Below are 16838 nucleotides of genomic sequence, written 5' to 3'. Positions count from 1 at the left end.
TGGTCGGGGTCGACGGACGGATGCCGCGACCGCGGCGCGTCATGAGGAGGTCGGCATGTCCGCGGTGTCACGTCGCAGGGTTCTCACCGCAGGCGCGTGGACGATTCCCGTTCTGAGCGTGAGCGCGGCACTGCCTGCGCACGCGGCGGCGAGCCGGACCGACCGCGTGACGCTGACGTCGTCCCGCGCGGCCGCCTACCCCGATGAGACGGCGACCGTGAGGGTCACGAGTATCGACGCCGATGGACGGCCTCGCGCCGGCGACGCCGTGTCCCTCTCGCTGGACGACCCCGCCCGCGCGATCATCGAACGACCGACGGGCGTCACGGACTCCTCGGGCGCGTACACGACGTCGGTGCGCGTGCGCACCGATGCCGCCCCCGGGAGCCTCGGCATCACGGCATCCACGTCCTCGGGGGCGACCAGCACGGCGCTCGAGGTGCGGGAGGCGACCGTCATCCGGCACGACGAGACGGTTGCCTCGACCCGCGTCCTCGCGATCAACGTCGGTTCGATGGAGGGGCGGCTTCTCGCGATCCTCCAGTCATCGGATGCCACGCAGGAGGCGCTGACGCGGACGGTTCCGGTCACCGTCACCTCGGCGCTCGGATTCGTGGGCATCTACGACGTCCGTTCCGGATGGATCGGCATGAGCCGAGACGGGAAGCGCCTCGTGGTCACCTCGACCGGTGTCGCCCCGCACGACTACTCCTTCACGGGGAAGCTGTACTACCAGGTCGCTCTGCAGAACGCGCGGGGCCGGACGCTCGTCACGGTGACCATGAACGGAGACGACACCCACGACAAGGTCGTGACGGCGCTCGACGGCATGTCGGTGTCGAACGGGTACCGGCTCCTCGTCACCGCCGCGGAGCCCTCCCGCGTGCGCGTCTACGCGGACAGCGTGCAGACCGGGTCCCTGTCCACGACGCCTCAGACGCTGACGATCCGCGGGGGGCGGTTCGTGGTCTGACGGCCGCCCGGAGCCCGGCGGCTGCGGACGCGGGGCGGCGCCACCGGACACGGGAAGGGAGCGGCATACGCGGTACCCTAGACTGATCGGGCTGCCCGCCGCGTGACTCTCCGCGGGGGTGGCAGCCGTGATCCGCGGCCGTCGCGTCGCCGCAAAACCCGATTGGTCCCTCTGTGTCCGCCTCGCACTCCGCGCTCGTGCCCGAGTGGCTCACCACTCCGGCCGAAGCGAACGAGCTCGTCGCCCCCGTCTGGCCCGCGTCCGCTCGTCGCGTCGACGACGGCTCCGTCGAGATCGGAGGCGTCTCCGTCTTCGATCTGCGTGACCGCTTCGGCACCCCGCTGTACGTCCTCGACGAGGACGAGGTGCGCGAGCACGCCCGCCGCGCCCGCGCCGCGTTCGACTCGGCGGCGGCGCGTCACGGGATCCGGGCTCGCGTCTACTACGCCGGAAAGGCGTTCCTGTCGACCGAGGTCGTGCGGTGGGTCGTCGACGAGGGACTCTCCGTCGACGTGTGCACGCGCGGCGAGCTCGAGGTCGCCCTCGCCGGGGGAGCAGACCCCGCGCGCCTCGGCTTCCACGGCAACAACAAGAGCGTGCGCGAGCTGGAGCGCGCGGTCGAGGTCGGCATCGGCTCGGTCGTCGTCGACAGCCCCATCGAGATCGAGCGCCTGGCCGCGATCGCCGAGCGCCGCGGCGCCGTGCAGTCCGTGCTCGTGCGCGTTCGCACCGGCGTGCACGCCGAGACCCACGCGTTCCTCGCGACCGCGCACGAAGACCAGAAGTTCGGCTTCTCGCTCGACGGCGCGGCCGAGGCCGTCGCGCGCATCCGCGAGCTCACCAGCCTGCGCTTCGTCGGCCTGCACGCCCACATCGGCTCGCAGATCTTCGACTCGTCCGGATTCCGCGAATCGGCCGCACGCCTTGTCGACCTGCACGCCGACCTGCTGGCCGGGGGAGAGATCCCCCTCCTCAACGTCGGCGGCGGCTTCGGCATCTCCTACACCTCGGTCGACGACCCGAAGCCCATCGAGGAGGTCGCCGACGGCATCCTGGACGCCATCGCCGACGAGTGCGCCGTGCGCGGAATCCCGATGCCCGACGTCGCCACCGAGCCCGGTCGGGTCATCGTCGGCCAGGCCGGGGTGACGCTGTACGAGGTCGGGACGGTCAAGACGGTCACGGCCGCCGAGGACCTCGAGCGCACCTACGTCAGCGTCGACGGCGGAATGAGCGACAACGCCCGCCCCGCTCTCTACGGCGCCGATTTCTCCGCGCGCATCGTCTCGCGCACGAGCTCCGAGACCCCGGCGCTCTCGCGCGTCGTCGGCCACCACTGCGAGTCGGGTGACATCGTCGTGGATGCCGAGTACCTCCCCGCCGACGTCACACCGGGCGACCTGCTGGCCGTGCCCGCCACCGGCGCCTACTGCTTCTCGCTCGCGAGCAATTACAACTACACGCCCCGCCCGCCCGTCGTCGCGGTGCGCGGGGGACAGGCCCGCGTGATCGTGCGCGGCGAGACCATCGACGATCTGCTCTCGCGCGACGCCGGCATCCCGGCATCCGCCCCCACCGCAACACCCCACGGAGACACCGCATGACCGACTACCGCACGCTCCGCGTGGCGCTCCTCGGCGCCGGCGCCGTCGGCTCGCAGGTCGCCGACCTGCTGCTCAAGCACGGCGACGAGCTCGCCGACCGCGCGGGCGCCAAGCTCGAACTCGCCGGCATCGCCGTGCGCAACATCGGCTCCAAGCGCGACGCCGACCTCCCGCGCGAGCTCTTCACGACGGATGCCGAGACCCTCATCGTCGGCAGCGACATCGTGATCGAACTCATGGGCGGGATCGAGCCGGCCCGCACGCAGGTGCTGCACGCGATCGCCTCGGGCGCCGACGTCGTCACCGCCAACAAGGCGCTGCTCGCGACCCACGGCTCCGAGGTCTTCGAGGCCGCCGACCAGGTCGGCGCCGAGGTGTACTACGAGGCCGCCGCCGCCGGTGCCATCCCGATCATCCGCCCGCTGCGCGACTCGCTCGCCGGCGACCGCGTCGTGCGCATCATGGGCATCGTCAACGGCACGACGAACTACATCCTCGACCGCATGGACACCGAGGGCGCCGACTTCGCCGATGTCCTGGCCCAGGCGCAGCAGCTCGGGTACGCCGAGGCCGACCCCACCGCCGACGTCGAGGGCTACGACGCCGCGCAGAAGGCCGCGATCCTCGCGAGCCTGGCCTTCCACACGACGGTTCCCCTGGATGCCGTGCACCGAGAGGGCATCACCTCGGTCGACGCCGCGATGATCGAGTCCGCTCGTCACGCGGGGTACGTCATCAAGCTGCTCGCCGTGTGCGAGCGTCTGACGGCCGCCGACGGCTCGGAGTCCATCTCCGTGCGCGTCTACCCCGCCCTCGTCGATCGGTCGCACCCGCTCGCCAGCGTCCACGGCGCCAACAACGCCGTCTTCGTCCAGGCCGAGGCGGCCGGCGACCTCATGTTCTACGGCGCGGGCGCCGGCGGCGTGCAGACGGCCTCCGCCGTGCTCGGCGACGTCGTCTCGGCGGCGCGCCGGCACATCGCCGGAGGCGTCGGGGTGGGCGAGTCCACGCGCGCGAACCTGCCGGCCGTGCCGATCGGGCACGTCATCACGCGTTACCAGATCACGCTCGAGGTCGACGATCAGCCGGGCGTGCTGGCGACCGTCGCCGGCATCCTGAGCGAGGGCCGCGTGTCGATCGCGACCGTCGAGCAGACCGTCATCGAGGCGGACGAGAACACCCAGACCGGCGGTTCCGCCCGGCTGGTCATCGGAACACACAAGGCCCGCGAGCAGGACCTGAGCGAGACCGTCGAGCGTCTCGCCGCGAGCGGCGTCGTCGAGCGCGTGGTTTCCGTGCTGCGCGTGGAAGGGAACTGACATGGCTCACCTCTGGCGCGGAGTCCTCCGCGAATACGCCGACCGTCTGGGTGTCACCGACGCCTCCACCGTGGTCACGCTCGGCGAGGGCGGCACACCCCTCATCCCCGCCCCGGCGCTCTCGCGCCGAACCGGCGCCGACGTGTGGGTCAAGTTCGAGGGCATGAACCCCACCGGGTCGTTCAAGGACCGCGGCATGACCGTGGCGCTCTCGCGCGCCGTCGAGCACGGCGCCAAGGCCGTCATCTGCGCCTCCACCGGTAACACCTCGGCCTCCGCCGCCGCCTACGCCGCGCACGCCGGTATCACCGCCGCGGTGCTCGTGCCCGAGGGCAAGATCGCCATGGGCAAGCTGAGCCAGGCGGTGGCGCACAACGGCCGTCTCATCCAGATCCGCGGCAACTTCGACGACTGCCTCGAGATCGCGCGGGAACTCGCCGATCACTACCCGGTGCACCTCGTGAACTCGGTCAACCCCGACCGCATCGAAGGCCAGAAGACCGCGGCCTACGAGGTCGTCGAGCAGCTGGGCGACGCCCCCGACTTCCACTTCATCCCCGTCGGCAACGCCGGCAACTACACCGCCTACTCGCGCGGCTACCGCGAGGAAGCAGCTCGCGGCGTCGCGACGAAGGTGCCCCGCATGTTCGGTCTGCAGGCAGCCGGGTCCGCGCCCCTCGTGCGCGGCGAGGTCGTGAAGAACCCCGAGACGATCGCCAGCGCGATCCGCATCGGCAACCCGGCGTCGTGGGAGCTCGCTCTCGAGGCCCGCGAGGCCACCGACGGCTGGTTCGGCGCGATCGACGACGAGGGCATCCTCGAGGCGCAGAAGATCCTCGCGGGCGAGGTCGGCGTCTTCGTCGAGCCCGCGTCGGCTATCAGCGTCGCGGGTCTGCTCAGCCGTGCCGAGGCGGGCGTCGTCCCGTCGGGTGCGAAGGTGGTGCTGACCGTCACCGGGCACGGCCTGAAGGACCCGCAGTGGGCTCTGCGCAAGGCCGACGGCACGACGGTCGAGCCGACCGTGGTCGACGCCGCCACCTCGGAGGTCGCCTCCGTGCTCGACCTGCAGCCGGTGACCGCGTGAGCTCAGGCCCCGGTCGCCGGGTCGCCGTCCGCGTTCCCGCCACCAGCGCGAACCTCGGTCCCGGCTTCGACACCCTGGGCCTGGCCCTCAGCGTCTACGACGAACTCGTCGTCGAGCAGCTCGACGGTGACCGCCTCGAGATCGAGGTCGAGGGGGAGGGGACGGCCGACGTCCCCCGCGACGCGTCGCACCTCGTCGTTCGCGCGATGGCGCACACCTATGCCTCGGTCGGCCGCACCCTCCCCGGTCTGCGGCTGAGCGCACGCAACGTCATCCCGCACGGGCGCGGCATGGGCTCGTCCGGTGCTGCCGTGGTGGCCGGCATCCTGGCCGCCACGGGCCTGCTCGAGGGGGAGGTCGCCTTCAGCGACGTCGACCTCCTGCGCCTGGCCACGGAGATGGAGGGCCACCCCGACAACGTGGCCCCCGGACTGTTCGGCGGTCTGACCATCGCCTGGATGGATGCCGAGGGCCCGCAGCACAAGCAGCTCATCGTGCACCGCGGTGTCTCGCCGCTGGTCTTCGTGCCGAGCTTCACGATGTCGACCGCCGTCGCGCGCAGCCTGCAGCCGCTGCAGGTGCCCCGCGAGGACGCCGTGTTCAACGTCTCGCGTTCCGCCCTGCTGATCGCGGCGATGACGCAGAGCCCCGAGCTGCTGATGGCGGCCACCGAGGACAAGCTGCATCAGAACTACCGCGCCCAGGCGATGCCCGAGACCGACAGGCTCGTGCGGGCGCTGCGGGCCGAGGGGTATGCGGCGGTCGTGTCGGGGGCGGGCCCCAGCGTGCTCGTGCTCGCGGACGGGCCCGGACAGCGACTCGCGGCGGCGGATCTTATGGCATCCGTCGTCGACACCCCGTGGCAGGCCCTCATGCTCGCCGTCGACGTCAAGGGTGGTACAGTGAAAAACGCAGAGGGTTCCGCGTAAATTCGCGAATCTGAGCCTCTGCACACCTGCGAAATCCGCAACACATCGCGAACCCGGTATCGGCTGCAGTCTTCCGAACCGCTGGTGTCTCTTCGTCTGCGTTCTGCATGGCGAAGCGCGATCTGATCACGTTTCATTTTCTGAGGAGCACTCGTGGAGTCCATCTCCGAGACCCAGCCCGTCGACGCGCCCGAGAGCGCGGAGAACCCCGCCGAGGAGCAGCCCACGGCTGCGGCGGACGGCACCGACACCGCGGCGGCCGACGCGCCCGCCGCCGACGCACCCGAGGCGGAGGCCGCCGACGGCGAGGGCGCTGACGCCCCGGCCGACGCCGACGCCGCCGACGCGCAGCCCGAGGCGCTGTTCCCGGCCGACGCTGTCGAGACGCCGGCCGAGGAGCCGGCGGCTGACGCGCCGGCCGCGGACGAGCCGACCGCGGATGCGCCGGCTGCTGACACCGCCGCGGCTGCGGCTGCGGACGACGCCGCCGCCGACGCGCCCGCCACGGAGGAGTCGGCCCCGGCCGAGAAGCCCGCCCGCGCCCCCCGCAAGCGCGCGCCGCGCCGCGCCAAGAGCGCGACCGCCGAGGAGAAGGCCGCCGCCGAGGCCGCCGCTGCCGAGGCTGCCGCGGCCGAGGCCGCCAGCGCGCCCGCCCACACCGAGACCACCGCGCCCTCCGACGAGGCCGCCGCGGAGGCCACGGCATCCGAGGCTCCGGCATCCGAGGCTCCGGCCGCCGACGCCCCGGCCGAGGAGCCCACCACGCCCGTCACGACCGCCGCCGACGTCGCCGCCGACGCGGCGCCCGATGCCGACGCCGAGAACGCGACCGAGCAGTCGGAGCAGGCCGCCGACGCGAGCGACTCCGCCGAGCAGACCGACGAGACCCCCGCTCGCGGTCGCGGTCGGAGCCGGTCGCGCAACCGCAACCGCAACAAGGCCGACGCCGCCGAGAAGAACGACGCCGCGGCCTCCACGTCCGCCGACGAGGCCGAGGCGCCGACGCAGAGCGGTCAGCGCGACGCGGGCTCGCAGAGCGGTCAGCGCGAGAACAGCGGCCAGAACGGTCAGCAGGCCCAGCAGCAGCAGGGTCCGGCGAACAGCCGCAACCGCCAGCGCAACAAGCGCCGCGGGCAGAACACGACGGGCGACGAGTTCGAGACCGAGATCGGCGAGGACGACGTCCTCGTCCCGATCGCCGGCGTCCTCGACGTGCTCGACAACTACGCCTTCGTGCGCACCACCGGCTACCTGCCCGGTCCGAGCGACGTCTACGTCTCGCTCGGCCAGGTGAAGAAGTACAACCTGCGCAAGGGCGACGCCGTCGTCGGCGCCATCAAGCAGCCCCGCGAGGGCGAGCAGCAGGGTCGCCAGAAGTACAACGCCCTCGTGCAGGTCGACTCGATCAACGGGCTGTCGGTCGACGACGCAGCCGCCCGTGTCGAGTTCAACAACCTCACGCCGCTCTACCCGCAGGAGCGCCTGCGCCTCGAGACCGGTCCCGAGAAGCTCACGCAGCGCATCATCGACCTGGTCGCCCCGGTGGGCAAGGGTCAGCGCGGTCTCATCGTCGCGCCCCCGAAGGCGGGCAAGACGATCGTGCTGCAGCAGATCGCCAACGCGATCGCGCACAACAACCCCGAGGTCCACCTCATGGTCGTGCTCGTCGACGAGCGCCCCGAAGAGGTCACCGACATGCAGCGCACGGTGCGCGGCGAGGTCATCGCCTCGACGTTCGACCGTCCGGCGGAAGACCACACCACCGTCGCCGAGCTCGCCATCGAGCGCGCCAAGCGTCTCGTGGAGCTCGGTCGCGACGTCGTCGTGCTGCTCGACTCGATCACCCGTCTCGGCCGCGCGTACAACCTCGCCGCCCCCACCTCCGGCCGCGTCCTCAGCGGTGGCGTCGACGCGTCGGCGCTGTACCCGCCGAAGCGCTTCTTCGGCGCCGCGCGCAACATCGAGAACGGCGGATCGCTCACGATCCTCGCGACCGCGCTCGTGGAGACCGGGTCGAAGATGGACGACGTCATCTTCGAGGAGTTCAAGGGCACGGGCAACAGCGAGCTGCGTCTGAACCGCCAGCTCGCTGACAAGCGCATCTTCCCGGCCGTCGATGTCAACGCGTCGAGCACCCGCCGCGAAGAGATGCTGCTCTCGCCCGACGAGGTCAAGATCACCTGGAAGCTCCGCCGCGCCCTGGCCGGTCTCGAGCCGCAGCAGGCTCTCGAGGTCGTGCTCGGCAAGCTCAAGGAGACGCAGTCCAACGTCGAGTTCCTCGTGCAGATGCAGAAGTCGATCCCGGCGCCCGCGCGCGGCGGTGACGACAACAGCATCCGCTGATCGGGGGAGCTGGCGCGATGGCGGAGCCCGCGATGTTCGAGTCGGTCCGCGGCCTGCTCGAGGAGCACAAGGCCGTTCAGGAGGAGCTCTCCGACCCGGCCGTGCACGCGGACGCCGCGCGCGCCAAGCGCGTCAACCGGCGCTATGCCGAACTGTCGCGGATCGTCGCGGTCCACGAAGCGTGGACCGCGGCGTCCGACGACCTCGACGCGGCACGCGAACTCGCCCGTGAAGACGAGGCCTTCGCCGAGGAGGTCCCCGCCCTCGAGGAGCGCGTGGCGCAGACGCAGGAGCGCTTGAGGCGCCTGCTCATCCCGCGCGACCCCGACGACGCGCGTGACGTCATCATGGAGATCAAAGGCGGCGAGGGGGGAGCGGAGAGCGCCCTCTTCGCGGCCGATCTGCTGCGTATGTACCTGCAGTACGCGGCATCCATGGGGTGGAAGACGGAACTGCTCGAGCGCACCGAATCCGACCTGGGCGGGTACAAAGACGTCCAGGTCGCCATCAAGGGCTCCTCGAGCGATCCCGCGCAGGGCGTCTGGGCGCACCTGAAGTACGAGGGCGGCGTGCACCGCGTGCAGCGCGTGCCCGCGACCGAGTCGCAGGGCCGCATCCACACGTCGACGACGGGTGTTCTCGTCTTCCCCGAGGTCGACGAGCCCGAAGAGGTCGCGATCGACCCCAACGACCTGAAGATCGACGTCTTCCGCTCCTCGGGACCGGGTGGGCAGTCGGTCAACACGACCGACTCCGCGGTGCGCATCACCCACGTGCCCACGGGCATCGTGGTGTCGATGCAGAACGAGAAGTCGCAGCTGCAGAACCGCGAGGCCGGCATGCGCGTGCTGCGCGCCCGGTTGCTCGCCAAGCAGCAGGAGGAGCGCGACGCCGTCGCCGCCGACGCGCGGCGCTCGCAGATCCGCGGAATGGATCGCTCCGAGCGCATCCGCACATACAACTTCCCCGAGAACCGCATCGCGGATCATCGCACCGGGTACAAGGCCTACAACCTCGACCAGGTGATGGACGGCGCGCTCGGCCCGATCATCGAATCGGCGATCATCGCCGACGAAGAGGCGCGTCTCGTCGCCCTCGCCGACGGCTGACCTGCCGAACCCCCTCGCCGGCGGCCGACCGGATGCTTCGCCTCGTCTGTCGTAGGGTCGGTGGGTGCCCTCCGCTGCCCGCATCGTCGCGTTCGACGACACGCCCCCGCCTCCCGGTGCCTCGCCGTGGGTGGGGGAGCCCGCACAGGCACGGCGGATCGAGATCGTCGACGCGGATGCCACCTGGCCCCTGACCTTCGCGACGGTGCGCGATCGCATCCACGACGCTCTCGGGCAGCGGGCGATCCGCGTCGACCACGTCGGCTCCACCGCGGTGCCCGGGCTGGCGGCCAAGCCGGTGATCGACGTCGATCTCACCGTCGCCGACACCGACGACGAGGATGCCTACGTGCCGACCCTCGAGGCCGCGGGCTTCGCCCTGCGCGTGCGCGAGCCGTGGTGGCTCGGGCACCGGCTCCTGGTCGCGAGCGAGCCCGCCGTTCACCTGCACGTCTGGCCGCCCGACAGCCCCGAGGCCGCCCGCCACCTGATCTTCCGCGACCATCTGCGGGCGGATGCGGACGACCGGGCGCTCTACGCGCGCGTGAAGCGCGAGGTCGCCGAGGACGGTCTCATGAGCGCCTACAACGAGCGCAAGCAGGCCACCGTCCGGGCGATCTACGCCCGTGCGTTCGTCGCCGCGGGGCTGATCTCCGGATAGGTCTCAGTCGATCCACGCGGGCGGGTGGGGGAGAGGCCCGCGTCGCGCCTCCAGCTGCGACGCGAGCGACAGCAGCACCGCCTCGCCACCGGGCCTGCCGACGAGCTGCGCCGACACGGGATGGCCCTCGGCATCCGCGGTCACCGGCATCGTCAGCGCCGGGAGGCCCGCGACGTTGACGAAGCTCGAGTACGGCGCGTACTCGACCTGCATCGCAAAGGTGCGTTGGGGAGAGTGCCCGGCGTAGGACCCCACGGGCTGCGGAGGCTGGGCGAGGGCCGGGGTCAGCACGGCGTCGAAAGCCGAGAAGTCGGCGATCGTGCGGCGCTCGAACGCCCGCGCGGCGGCGAGCCCGTTCAGGAGGTCGAGCGCCGACAACCGTCGGCCCTCCCGCACCAGCCACGCGGTGAGCGGCTCGACGAGGTCCATGTCGTCGTCGGTGAGCGGCACGCGAGCGGCACTGGCGCGCCAGAGCACGTGGAACAGCTCCGCGTAGCCCCACGGATGCCAGTCGGCATCCGTCACCGCGTGTCCGGCGTCGCTCAGCCAGGCGCTCGTCACCTCGACCGCCGCGCGGGCGTCCGGATCGAGCGCGATGTCCTCGTCGTCGTCCCACGGTGAAACGGTCGTGACGCCGATGCGCAGCTCCCGGGGCTCGCGCCGGGCCGCGTCGACGAAGGGTCCGCTGCCCGGCGCCGTCGTGGCGTACGAGAAGGGCGCGAGATCGATCAGAGCATCGAGCAGGAGGCCGACGTCTTCCGCGCTGCGCGCGATCGGCCCGGTCACCGACAACCCGTCCGGCGAATCGAAACCGGAACCGAGCGGCAGGCGCCCGCGCGACGGCTTCAGGCCCAGTACGCCGACCGTCGCCGAGGGGATGCGGATGGACCCCCCGCCGTCCGATCCCACGGCGGCGGGTAGCAGGCCCGCGGCCACCGCGACGGCCGCTCCTCCGCTCGAACCGCCGGCTCCGGCGGAGAGGCGCCAGGGGTCGCGCGCCGGGGCGTGGATGAGGGGTTCGGTGAAACCGGTGAGGCCGAACTCCGACGTGGACGTCTTGCCGATGTTCACGGCGCCGGCGGCGTCGAGGGCGGCGGCGAGGGGGTCGGACGCCGTGGGCACGTGATCGGCGCGCGAGCGCGAGCCGTAACGGGTGGGCACCCCCGCCCGCGCCACGAGGTCCTTGTCGGCGAGGGGGACGCCCCAGAGCGCTCCGCGCGGCGACGGCGGCAGCTCGGAGATACGCTGCCGCGCTGCGTCGGGGGAGACCTCGGCGAACGCGCCGAGGTCGGCGAAGCGCTCTGCTCGGTCGAGGTAGTGAGCGGTGAGGTCGGCCGGCGCGAGTTCGCCGCGTCGAAGGGCGTCGACCTGGGCGGCGAGCGACAGATCGTGCAGACGGGTCATGTCTCGAGCCTAGGGCGAGCCCCGGTCACCGCAGCGGGCGGGAGGTGCACCGACGCGTCGGCGTGCGAACGAGCGGGCGGCGCCGGCGCCGAGCGTCGCGGAACCGACCCTTCGCCGGCCGCGCGCCACCCGGCGTGGGGCGGCGCGGAACCGGCCGTTCACCGGTCTCGCGCCGCGCTCGAGGATGCGGCTCAGATCCAGTACTCCGGGGTCGTGAGCAGAGCGCGGGTGTCTTCGCCGCTGCGCCGCGTGCGCGCTTTCGCGGGCACGCCCACCAGCACGCTATCGGCCGGGGCGTCTCGGGTGACGACCGCGTTCGCGCCCACGACGGTGCGCGCGCCGAGGGTGATCGGCCCCAGGATCTTCGCTCCCGCGCCGATCGCGACGCCGTCGTGCAGCGTGGGATGACGCTTGCCGCCCTCGCGCTGCCGACCCCCGAGCGTCACGCCGTGATACAGCATGACGTCGTCGCCCACCTCCGCCGTCTCGCCCACGACGACACCCATGCCGTGGTCGATGAAGAAGCGTCGACCGATCGTCGCTCCCGGGTGGATCTCGATGCCGGTGAGCCAGCGGGTGACCTGTGAGAGAGCGCGCGCGGGGAAGCGCAGCCCACGCGACCACAGGCGATGCGCGACGCGGTGCGCCCAGACGGCGTGCAACCCGGGGTACAGCAACGCGATCTCGAGACCGCCGCGCGCCGCGGGGTCGCGGAGCTTGGCGGAGGCGATGTCTTCTCGGATGCGGGAGAGGACCCCCACGTCAGTCTTCGCGCAGGTGCTCGTACAGAGCGGTCGAGAGGTACCGCTCGCCGTACGAGGGGATGATGACGACGATGTTCTTGCCCGCCGCTTCGGGACGGCGCGCCACCTCGAGAGCCGCCCAGATGGCGGCACCCGACGACATCCCGACCAGGATGCCGTCCTTCGCGGCCGTCTCCCGTGCCAGGCGGATCGCGTCGTCGAACTCGACGTCGATCACCTCGTCGATGATGTCGCGATCGAGGATGGCGGGCACGAAGTTCGGGCCGATGCCCTGGATCTTGTGGGGCCCCGGGTGCCCCTTGGTGAGCACGGGGGAGTCGGCGGGCTCGACGGCGACGATCTTCACGTCGGGGTTGCGCTCCTTGAGCACCTGGCCGACGCCGGTGATGGTGCCGCCCGTGCCGATGCCGGCCACGAAGTAGTCGACCTCGCCCTCGGTGTCGCGCAGGATCTCCTCGGCGGTGGTCTTGCGGTGGATGGCGGGGTTGGCCTCGTTCTCGAACTGGCGGGCCCACACGGCGCCCGGGGTCTCGGCGACGATGCGCTTGGCCTCGTCGACCGCGTGCGACATGCCCTTGGTGGGGTCGGTCAGCACGAGTTCGGCGCCGAACGCCTTGAGCAGGATGCGACGCTCCTTCGACATCGAGGCGGGCATGGTCAGGATGACCTTGTAGCCGCGCGCGGCACCGACCATGGCCAGAGCGATGCCGGTGTTGCCGCTGGTGGACTCCACGAGCGTCCCGCCGGGCTTGAGCTCGCCCGAGGCCTCCGCCGCGTCGACGATCGCGATGCCGAGGCGGTCCTTAACGCTGGAAGCGGGATTGTAGAACTCGAGCTTCGCGAGGATCTGCCCCCCGGCGCCCTCCGCCACGCGGTTCAGCCGCACGAGCGGCGTGTCGCCGAATGCAGAGGTGATGTCGGAGTGGATGCCGGGCATGGCTCGCCTTTCGCCGTCGGTCGGGACGCGATCATTTTAGGCGAGCCTTCCGACGGGCCGGCTCGTGTGACGCCGCTTGACGACACGACCCGCCCCCGTCCACCCGTCGGCCCCACGCGAGCCCGGACCGGGCACACCGCCCGACTAGGCTGGGCTCCCGTCATGCCTGAGACCGCCCCTCTCCCCGCCCCCACGGCCGCATCGGTCGCCGACGTCGTCCGCGACACGGCAGCCCGCCTCCGCACAGCGGGCGTCCCCGACCCCCACGTGGATGCCGAACTGCTCGTCGCCCATGTGCTGGAGTCCTCGCGAGGCGGTGTGCAGGCCGCGGCGATCCGCGGCGACCGCATGCCCGACTCGGCGGCCACCGCCCTCGCGCCCCTCGTCGACCGCCGCTGCGCGCGCGAGCCCCTCCAGCACCTCACCGGACGCGCCCCCTTCCGGTCGATGGAGCTCGCCGTCGGCCCCGGCGTGTTCGTCCCGCGCCCCGAGACCGAGATGGTGGCTCAGCTCGCGATCGACGCCCTGCGAGCGGCGGCCTCCGACGCCCCCGTCGCCGTCGACCTCGGTACCGGCAGCGGCGCGATCGCGCTCGCGATGGCGACCGAGGTGCCGCACGCGCGCGTCTACGCGGCGGAGAACAGCGTGGACGCCTTCATCTGGACGAAGCAGAACCACGCCCTCATCGGCGCCGACAACCTCTCGCTCGCGTTCATCGACCTCGCTCACGCGTTCCCCGAACTCGACGGGACGGTGTCGGTGGTCGCATCCAACCCGCCGTACGTGCCCGACGACGCCATCCCCCGCGATCCCGAGGTGCGTCTGTTCGACCCGCCCGCCGCCCTCTACGGCGGCCCCGACGGCCTGGACGCCGTTCGCGAGCTCAGCCGGGTGGGTCTCCGACTCGCCCACCCCGGCGGCACGATCGTCATCGAGCACGGGGAATGGCAGGGGGAGGCGATCCGCGCCCTCCTCACCGCCGATGGGTGGCGCTCGGCATCCACTCATCCCGACCTGACCACGCGCGACCGCGCGACGACCGCGATCCGCCCCTGACGCACCGGGTGACGACGCGCCGCGCACGGCGCGACTAGACTGGCGCGCGACATGTCACCCGTCTACGACTGCCGTGACGAGTCGCAGCTGCTGTCCGGGATGCGCCACGCGCGTCAGGCGATCGGCCGAGGCGAACTCGTCGTGCTCCCCACCGACACCGTCTACGGAATCGCCGCCGACGCGTTCAACACGCGCGCCGTCGCGGGGCTCCTCGAAGCGAAGGGGCGCGGACGTCAGCAACCGCCGCCCGTCCTGGTCGCGGGCGTGAGCACGCTGCGCGCCCTGGTCGCGGAGATCCCTCCCGCGGTCGACGACCTCGTCCGCGAGTTCTGGCCCGGCGGCCTCACGATCGTGCTCCCCGCGCAGCCGTCGCTGTCGTGGGACCTGGGCGACACACACGGCACGGTCGCGGTGCGCATGCCGGCGCAGAAGCTCACCCTCGAACTGCTCGAAGAGACCGGCCCCCTCGCGGTGTCGAGCGCCAACCTGACCGGCATGCCCGCCGCCGTCGACATCGACGCCGCGCGCGACATGCTCGGCGACAGCGTCTCGGCCTACCTCGACGCCGGTGTGAGCGAGACGGGGGTGGCGTCGACCATCGTCGACGCCACGCTGCTCGTCGGCGGCTCCGAGCCGGTGGTGCGCGTCCTCCGCGAGGGCGCCGTCTCCCGCGAACGCCTCCGCGAGGTGCTCGGCGATCTGCTCGAGCCCGACCCGGTCGACGACCGCGACGCCCCGACCCCGGCGGGCGCGCCCTCCGACGTCTCCCCGGACGACGCAGCCCCGGATGACGAGGCTCCGGGTCCGTGACCCAGTACCTCCTCACCATCCTCTTCACGGCGGCGGTCACGCTCGCGCTGTCGTGGGTGGTGTGGAAGCTCGCCCTGCGCTTCAAGCTGTATCCCGGCATCCGGGATCGGGATGTACACAAGACACCCACGCCCCGCTTGGGCGGGGTCGCCATGTTCCTCGGCGTGGTCGCCGCCTTCGCCCTGTCGAGCCGGAACCCCTACTTCTCGATCTTCTGGACCGATCCCGTCCCGGTGCTCTCGCTCCTGGGCGCGGTGCTGCTCATCGTCCTGGTCGGAGTGGCCGACGATCTGTGGGACCTCGACTGGATGATCAAGCTCGGTGCGCAGTTCGTCGCCGCCGGGATCATCGCGTGGTTCGGGCAGCTGCAGATCCTCTCGCTGCCCATCGGCGCCCTCACGGTCGGATCGAGCTGGGTGAGCTTCCTGCTCACCGTCTTCGCGCTGGTCGTCGTCATGAACGCCGTCAACTTCATCGACGGACTCAACGGCCTCGTCGCCGGTGTCTGCCTCATCGCCAACGGCGTCTTCTTCGCCTACTCCTACCTGCTGGTACGCGACACCGGGGCGAGCACGTACTTCAACCTCGCCTCGTTCATCGCGGCGGTCCTGGTCGGCGCCTGCCTCGGCTTCCTGCCGATGAACTGGACGCCCGCGAAGCTCTTCATGGGCGACGCCGGTGCCCTCATGCTCGGCCTGCTGATGGCCAGCTCGGCGGTCGCCATCACCGGTCAGCTCGACCCGGCGGTGCTCGACCCCGAGAAGATCGGTCGCTCGCAGCTTCTGGGTGCCTTCATCCCCATCCTGCTGCCGGTGGTCATCGTGCTGCTGCCCCTGCTCGACTTCGGTCTTGCCGTCGCCCGGCGGCAGTGGGCGGGGAAGTCCCCGTTCTCGCCCGACCGCAAGCACCTTCATCATCGGATGCTCGACATGGGGCACTCCGACCGCGACGCCGTCTTGATCTTTTACAGCTGGACGGCGGTGGTCAGCCTCGCGTTCCTGCTGATGTACATCGGCACCCAGCAGAGCTGGCCGGGCGACTACGCCATCGGGATCGCCTTCGGCGTCACCGGGGTGCTCGCCTGCGCCGTCCTGACCCTCCTTCCTTCATCGCACCGTCTGCGGCGGCTCTCCCGTCGCGTCCGACCCACCCGACCGGAGTCCCCTTCATGAGCAGCGTCTCTCCCGCCCCCCGTCGACCTCTCTCCAGTACGCCCGTGCTGCGCACCGCGCTGGTGTGGGGCGGTGTCGTCACCGCGGTGCTCCTGGTCGTGGGCGGCGTCGTCGGCTTCCTCGTCGGGGGAGCGGGCGGCCTCGGCAGCGCCCTCGCGGGGGTGGCCGTGAGCGCGATCTTCCTCGCCGTCACCGCGACGAGCATCCTCGTCGCGAACCGGTGGTTCGGCGACCCGCTCTACGTGCCCATCTTCTTCGGCATCGTGCTCGGGGGGTGGCTGCTCAAGCTCATCCTGTTCATCGTGGCGATCGTCGTGCTGCGCGGACAGGACTGGGTCGATCCGGTGGTGTTCTACGTCGCGCTGGTCGTCAGCGTGATCGCGTCCCTCGCCGTCGACGTGGTGGTCCTCCTGCGCATGCGGATCCCCAGCGTCAGCGACATCACGCTCCCCACCGACCCCGAAGCGGGCGACCGGCGCGCCTGACCGGTCCATAACCCACCCGCACGCCCCGTCGCGCACGTTAGTCCGGCGGCGAGACGATCACCTCCCGCGGACTCATGGATTCGCCGGGAGTTTGATAGGGTGGCATAAGTACCCGCCCGCGATGGGAAATCTTCTCCAGGTTCGCACTTCGGGTACCATCACCGACCATCGTCGCAACGGTTCACACC

The 16838-nt window shown here is 71.6% G+C and carries 15 protein-coding genes; 12 read left to right on the top strand and 3 right to left on the bottom strand.

The window, feature by feature from the left end:
- Positions 1 to 118 precede the first annotated feature (118 nt).
- The 8 genes from RWH45_RS01675 (at position 119) to RWH45_RS01640 (ending at position 10022) form a co-directional block, all read left to right on the top strand.
- A complete protein-coding gene (locus tag RWH45_RS01675) occupies positions 119 to 973 on the top strand; it encodes a putative mucin/carbohydrate-binding domain-containing protein (protein ID WP_315993191.1) in 855 nt (284 codons plus the stop codon).
- A 173-nt stretch (positions 974 to 1146) separates the two neighbouring features.
- Positions 1147 to 2577 (top strand): diaminopimelate decarboxylase, encoded by a 1431-nt coding sequence (gene lysA / locus RWH45_RS01670; RefSeq protein WP_315993190.1) that lies wholly within the window; start codon positions 1147 to 1149, stop codon positions 2575 to 2577.
- On the top strand, positions 2574 to 3896 hold the full coding sequence (locus RWH45_RS01665; protein ID WP_315993189.1) for a homoserine dehydrogenase: 1323 nt from the start codon (positions 2574 to 2576) through the stop codon (positions 3894 to 3896). The genes lysA and RWH45_RS01665 overlap by 4 nt, the downstream gene beginning before the upstream one ends.
- A 1-nt stretch (position 3897) precedes the next feature.
- The gene (thrC, locus tag RWH45_RS01660) at positions 3898 to 4980 is read left to right on the top strand and encodes a threonine synthase (RefSeq protein WP_315993188.1); all 1083 of its coding nucleotides are present in this window, start codon (positions 3898 to 3900) and stop codon (positions 4978 to 4980) included.
- Positions 4977 to 5909: a homoserine kinase gene (thrB, locus tag RWH45_RS01655; RefSeq protein WP_315993187.1), complete on the top strand. Its 933-nt coding sequence runs from the start codon at positions 4977 to 4979 to the stop codon at positions 5907 to 5909. The genes thrC and thrB overlap by 4 nt, the downstream gene beginning before the upstream one ends.
- A 153-nt stretch (positions 5910 to 6062) precedes the next feature.
- Positions 6063 to 8252, top strand: a complete 2190-nt coding sequence (gene rho / locus RWH45_RS01650) for a transcription termination factor Rho (RefSeq protein WP_315993186.1) — start codon at positions 6063 to 6065, stop codon at positions 8250 to 8252.
- 32 nt (positions 8253 to 8284) lie between these two features.
- Positions 8285 to 9361: a peptide chain release factor 1 gene (gene prfA, locus RWH45_RS01645; RefSeq protein WP_315994579.1), complete on the top strand. Its 1077-nt coding sequence runs from the start codon at positions 8285 to 8287 to the stop codon at positions 9359 to 9361.
- 64 nt (positions 9362 to 9425) lie between these two features.
- Positions 9426 to 10022 carry a GrpB family protein gene (locus RWH45_RS01640; RefSeq protein ID WP_315993185.1) on the top strand — a complete coding sequence of 199 codons (597 nt, stop codon included), beginning with the start codon at positions 9426 to 9428 and terminating at the stop codon, positions 10020 to 10022.
- A 3-nt stretch (positions 10023 to 10025) separates the two neighbouring features.
- On the opposite strand, the gene RWH45_RS01635 is transcribed toward RWH45_RS01640, so the two are convergent.
- From RWH45_RS01635 to cysK, 3 genes are all read right to left on the bottom strand, one after another.
- A complete protein-coding gene (locus tag RWH45_RS01635; RefSeq protein WP_315993184.1) occupies positions 10026 to 11426 on the bottom strand; it encodes an amidase in 1401 nt (466 codons plus the stop codon).
- Positions 11427 to 11617: 191 nt separating this feature from the next.
- Positions 11618 to 12187, bottom strand: coding sequence for a serine O-acetyltransferase EpsC (gene epsC, locus RWH45_RS01630; protein ID WP_315993183.1), 570 nt, complete (start codon positions 12185 to 12187; stop codon positions 11618 to 11620).
- A 1-nt stretch (position 12188) separates the two neighbouring features.
- Positions 12189 to 13127, bottom strand: a complete 939-nt coding sequence (gene cysK / locus RWH45_RS01625; protein ID WP_315993182.1) for a cysteine synthase A — start codon at positions 13125 to 13127, stop codon at positions 12189 to 12191.
- Positions 13128 to 13289: 162 nt separating this feature from the next.
- Here cysK and prmC point away from each other — a divergent pair, with 162 nt between their 5' ends.
- From prmC to RWH45_RS01605, 4 genes are read left to right on the top strand one after another with little or no spacing between them, the layout of a single operon-like run.
- Positions 13290 to 14183: a peptide chain release factor N(5)-glutamine methyltransferase gene (prmC, locus tag RWH45_RS01620; RefSeq protein WP_315993181.1), complete on the top strand. Its 894-nt coding sequence runs from the start codon at positions 13290 to 13292 to the stop codon at positions 14181 to 14183.
- 51 nt (positions 14184 to 14234) lie between these two features.
- Positions 14235 to 14993 (top strand): L-threonylcarbamoyladenylate synthase, encoded by a 759-nt coding sequence (locus RWH45_RS01615; protein WP_315993180.1) that lies wholly within the window; start codon positions 14235 to 14237, stop codon positions 14991 to 14993.
- Positions 14990 to 16165, top strand: a complete 1176-nt coding sequence (locus tag RWH45_RS01610; protein WP_315993179.1) for an MraY family glycosyltransferase — start codon at positions 14990 to 14992, stop codon at positions 16163 to 16165. Before RWH45_RS01615 ends, RWH45_RS01610 begins: the two co-directional genes overlap by 4 nt.
- The gene (locus tag RWH45_RS01605; RefSeq protein WP_315993178.1) at positions 16162 to 16650 is read left to right on the top strand and encodes a Cg1360 family ATP-synthase-associated protein; all 489 of its coding nucleotides are present in this window, start codon (positions 16162 to 16164) and stop codon (positions 16648 to 16650) included. The genes RWH45_RS01610 and RWH45_RS01605 overlap by 4 nt, the downstream gene beginning before the upstream one ends.
- The last annotated feature ends 188 nt before the right edge of the window (positions 16651 to 16838 follow it).

This window comes from Microbacterium galbum, from assembly GCF_032464915.1.
Lineage (GTDB): Bacteria > Actinomycetota > Actinomycetes > Actinomycetales > Microbacteriaceae > Microbacterium > Microbacterium galbum.
The sequence above is the reverse complement of the archived record's forward strand: the minus strand, read 5'-3'. Positions and strand labels throughout refer to the sequence as shown.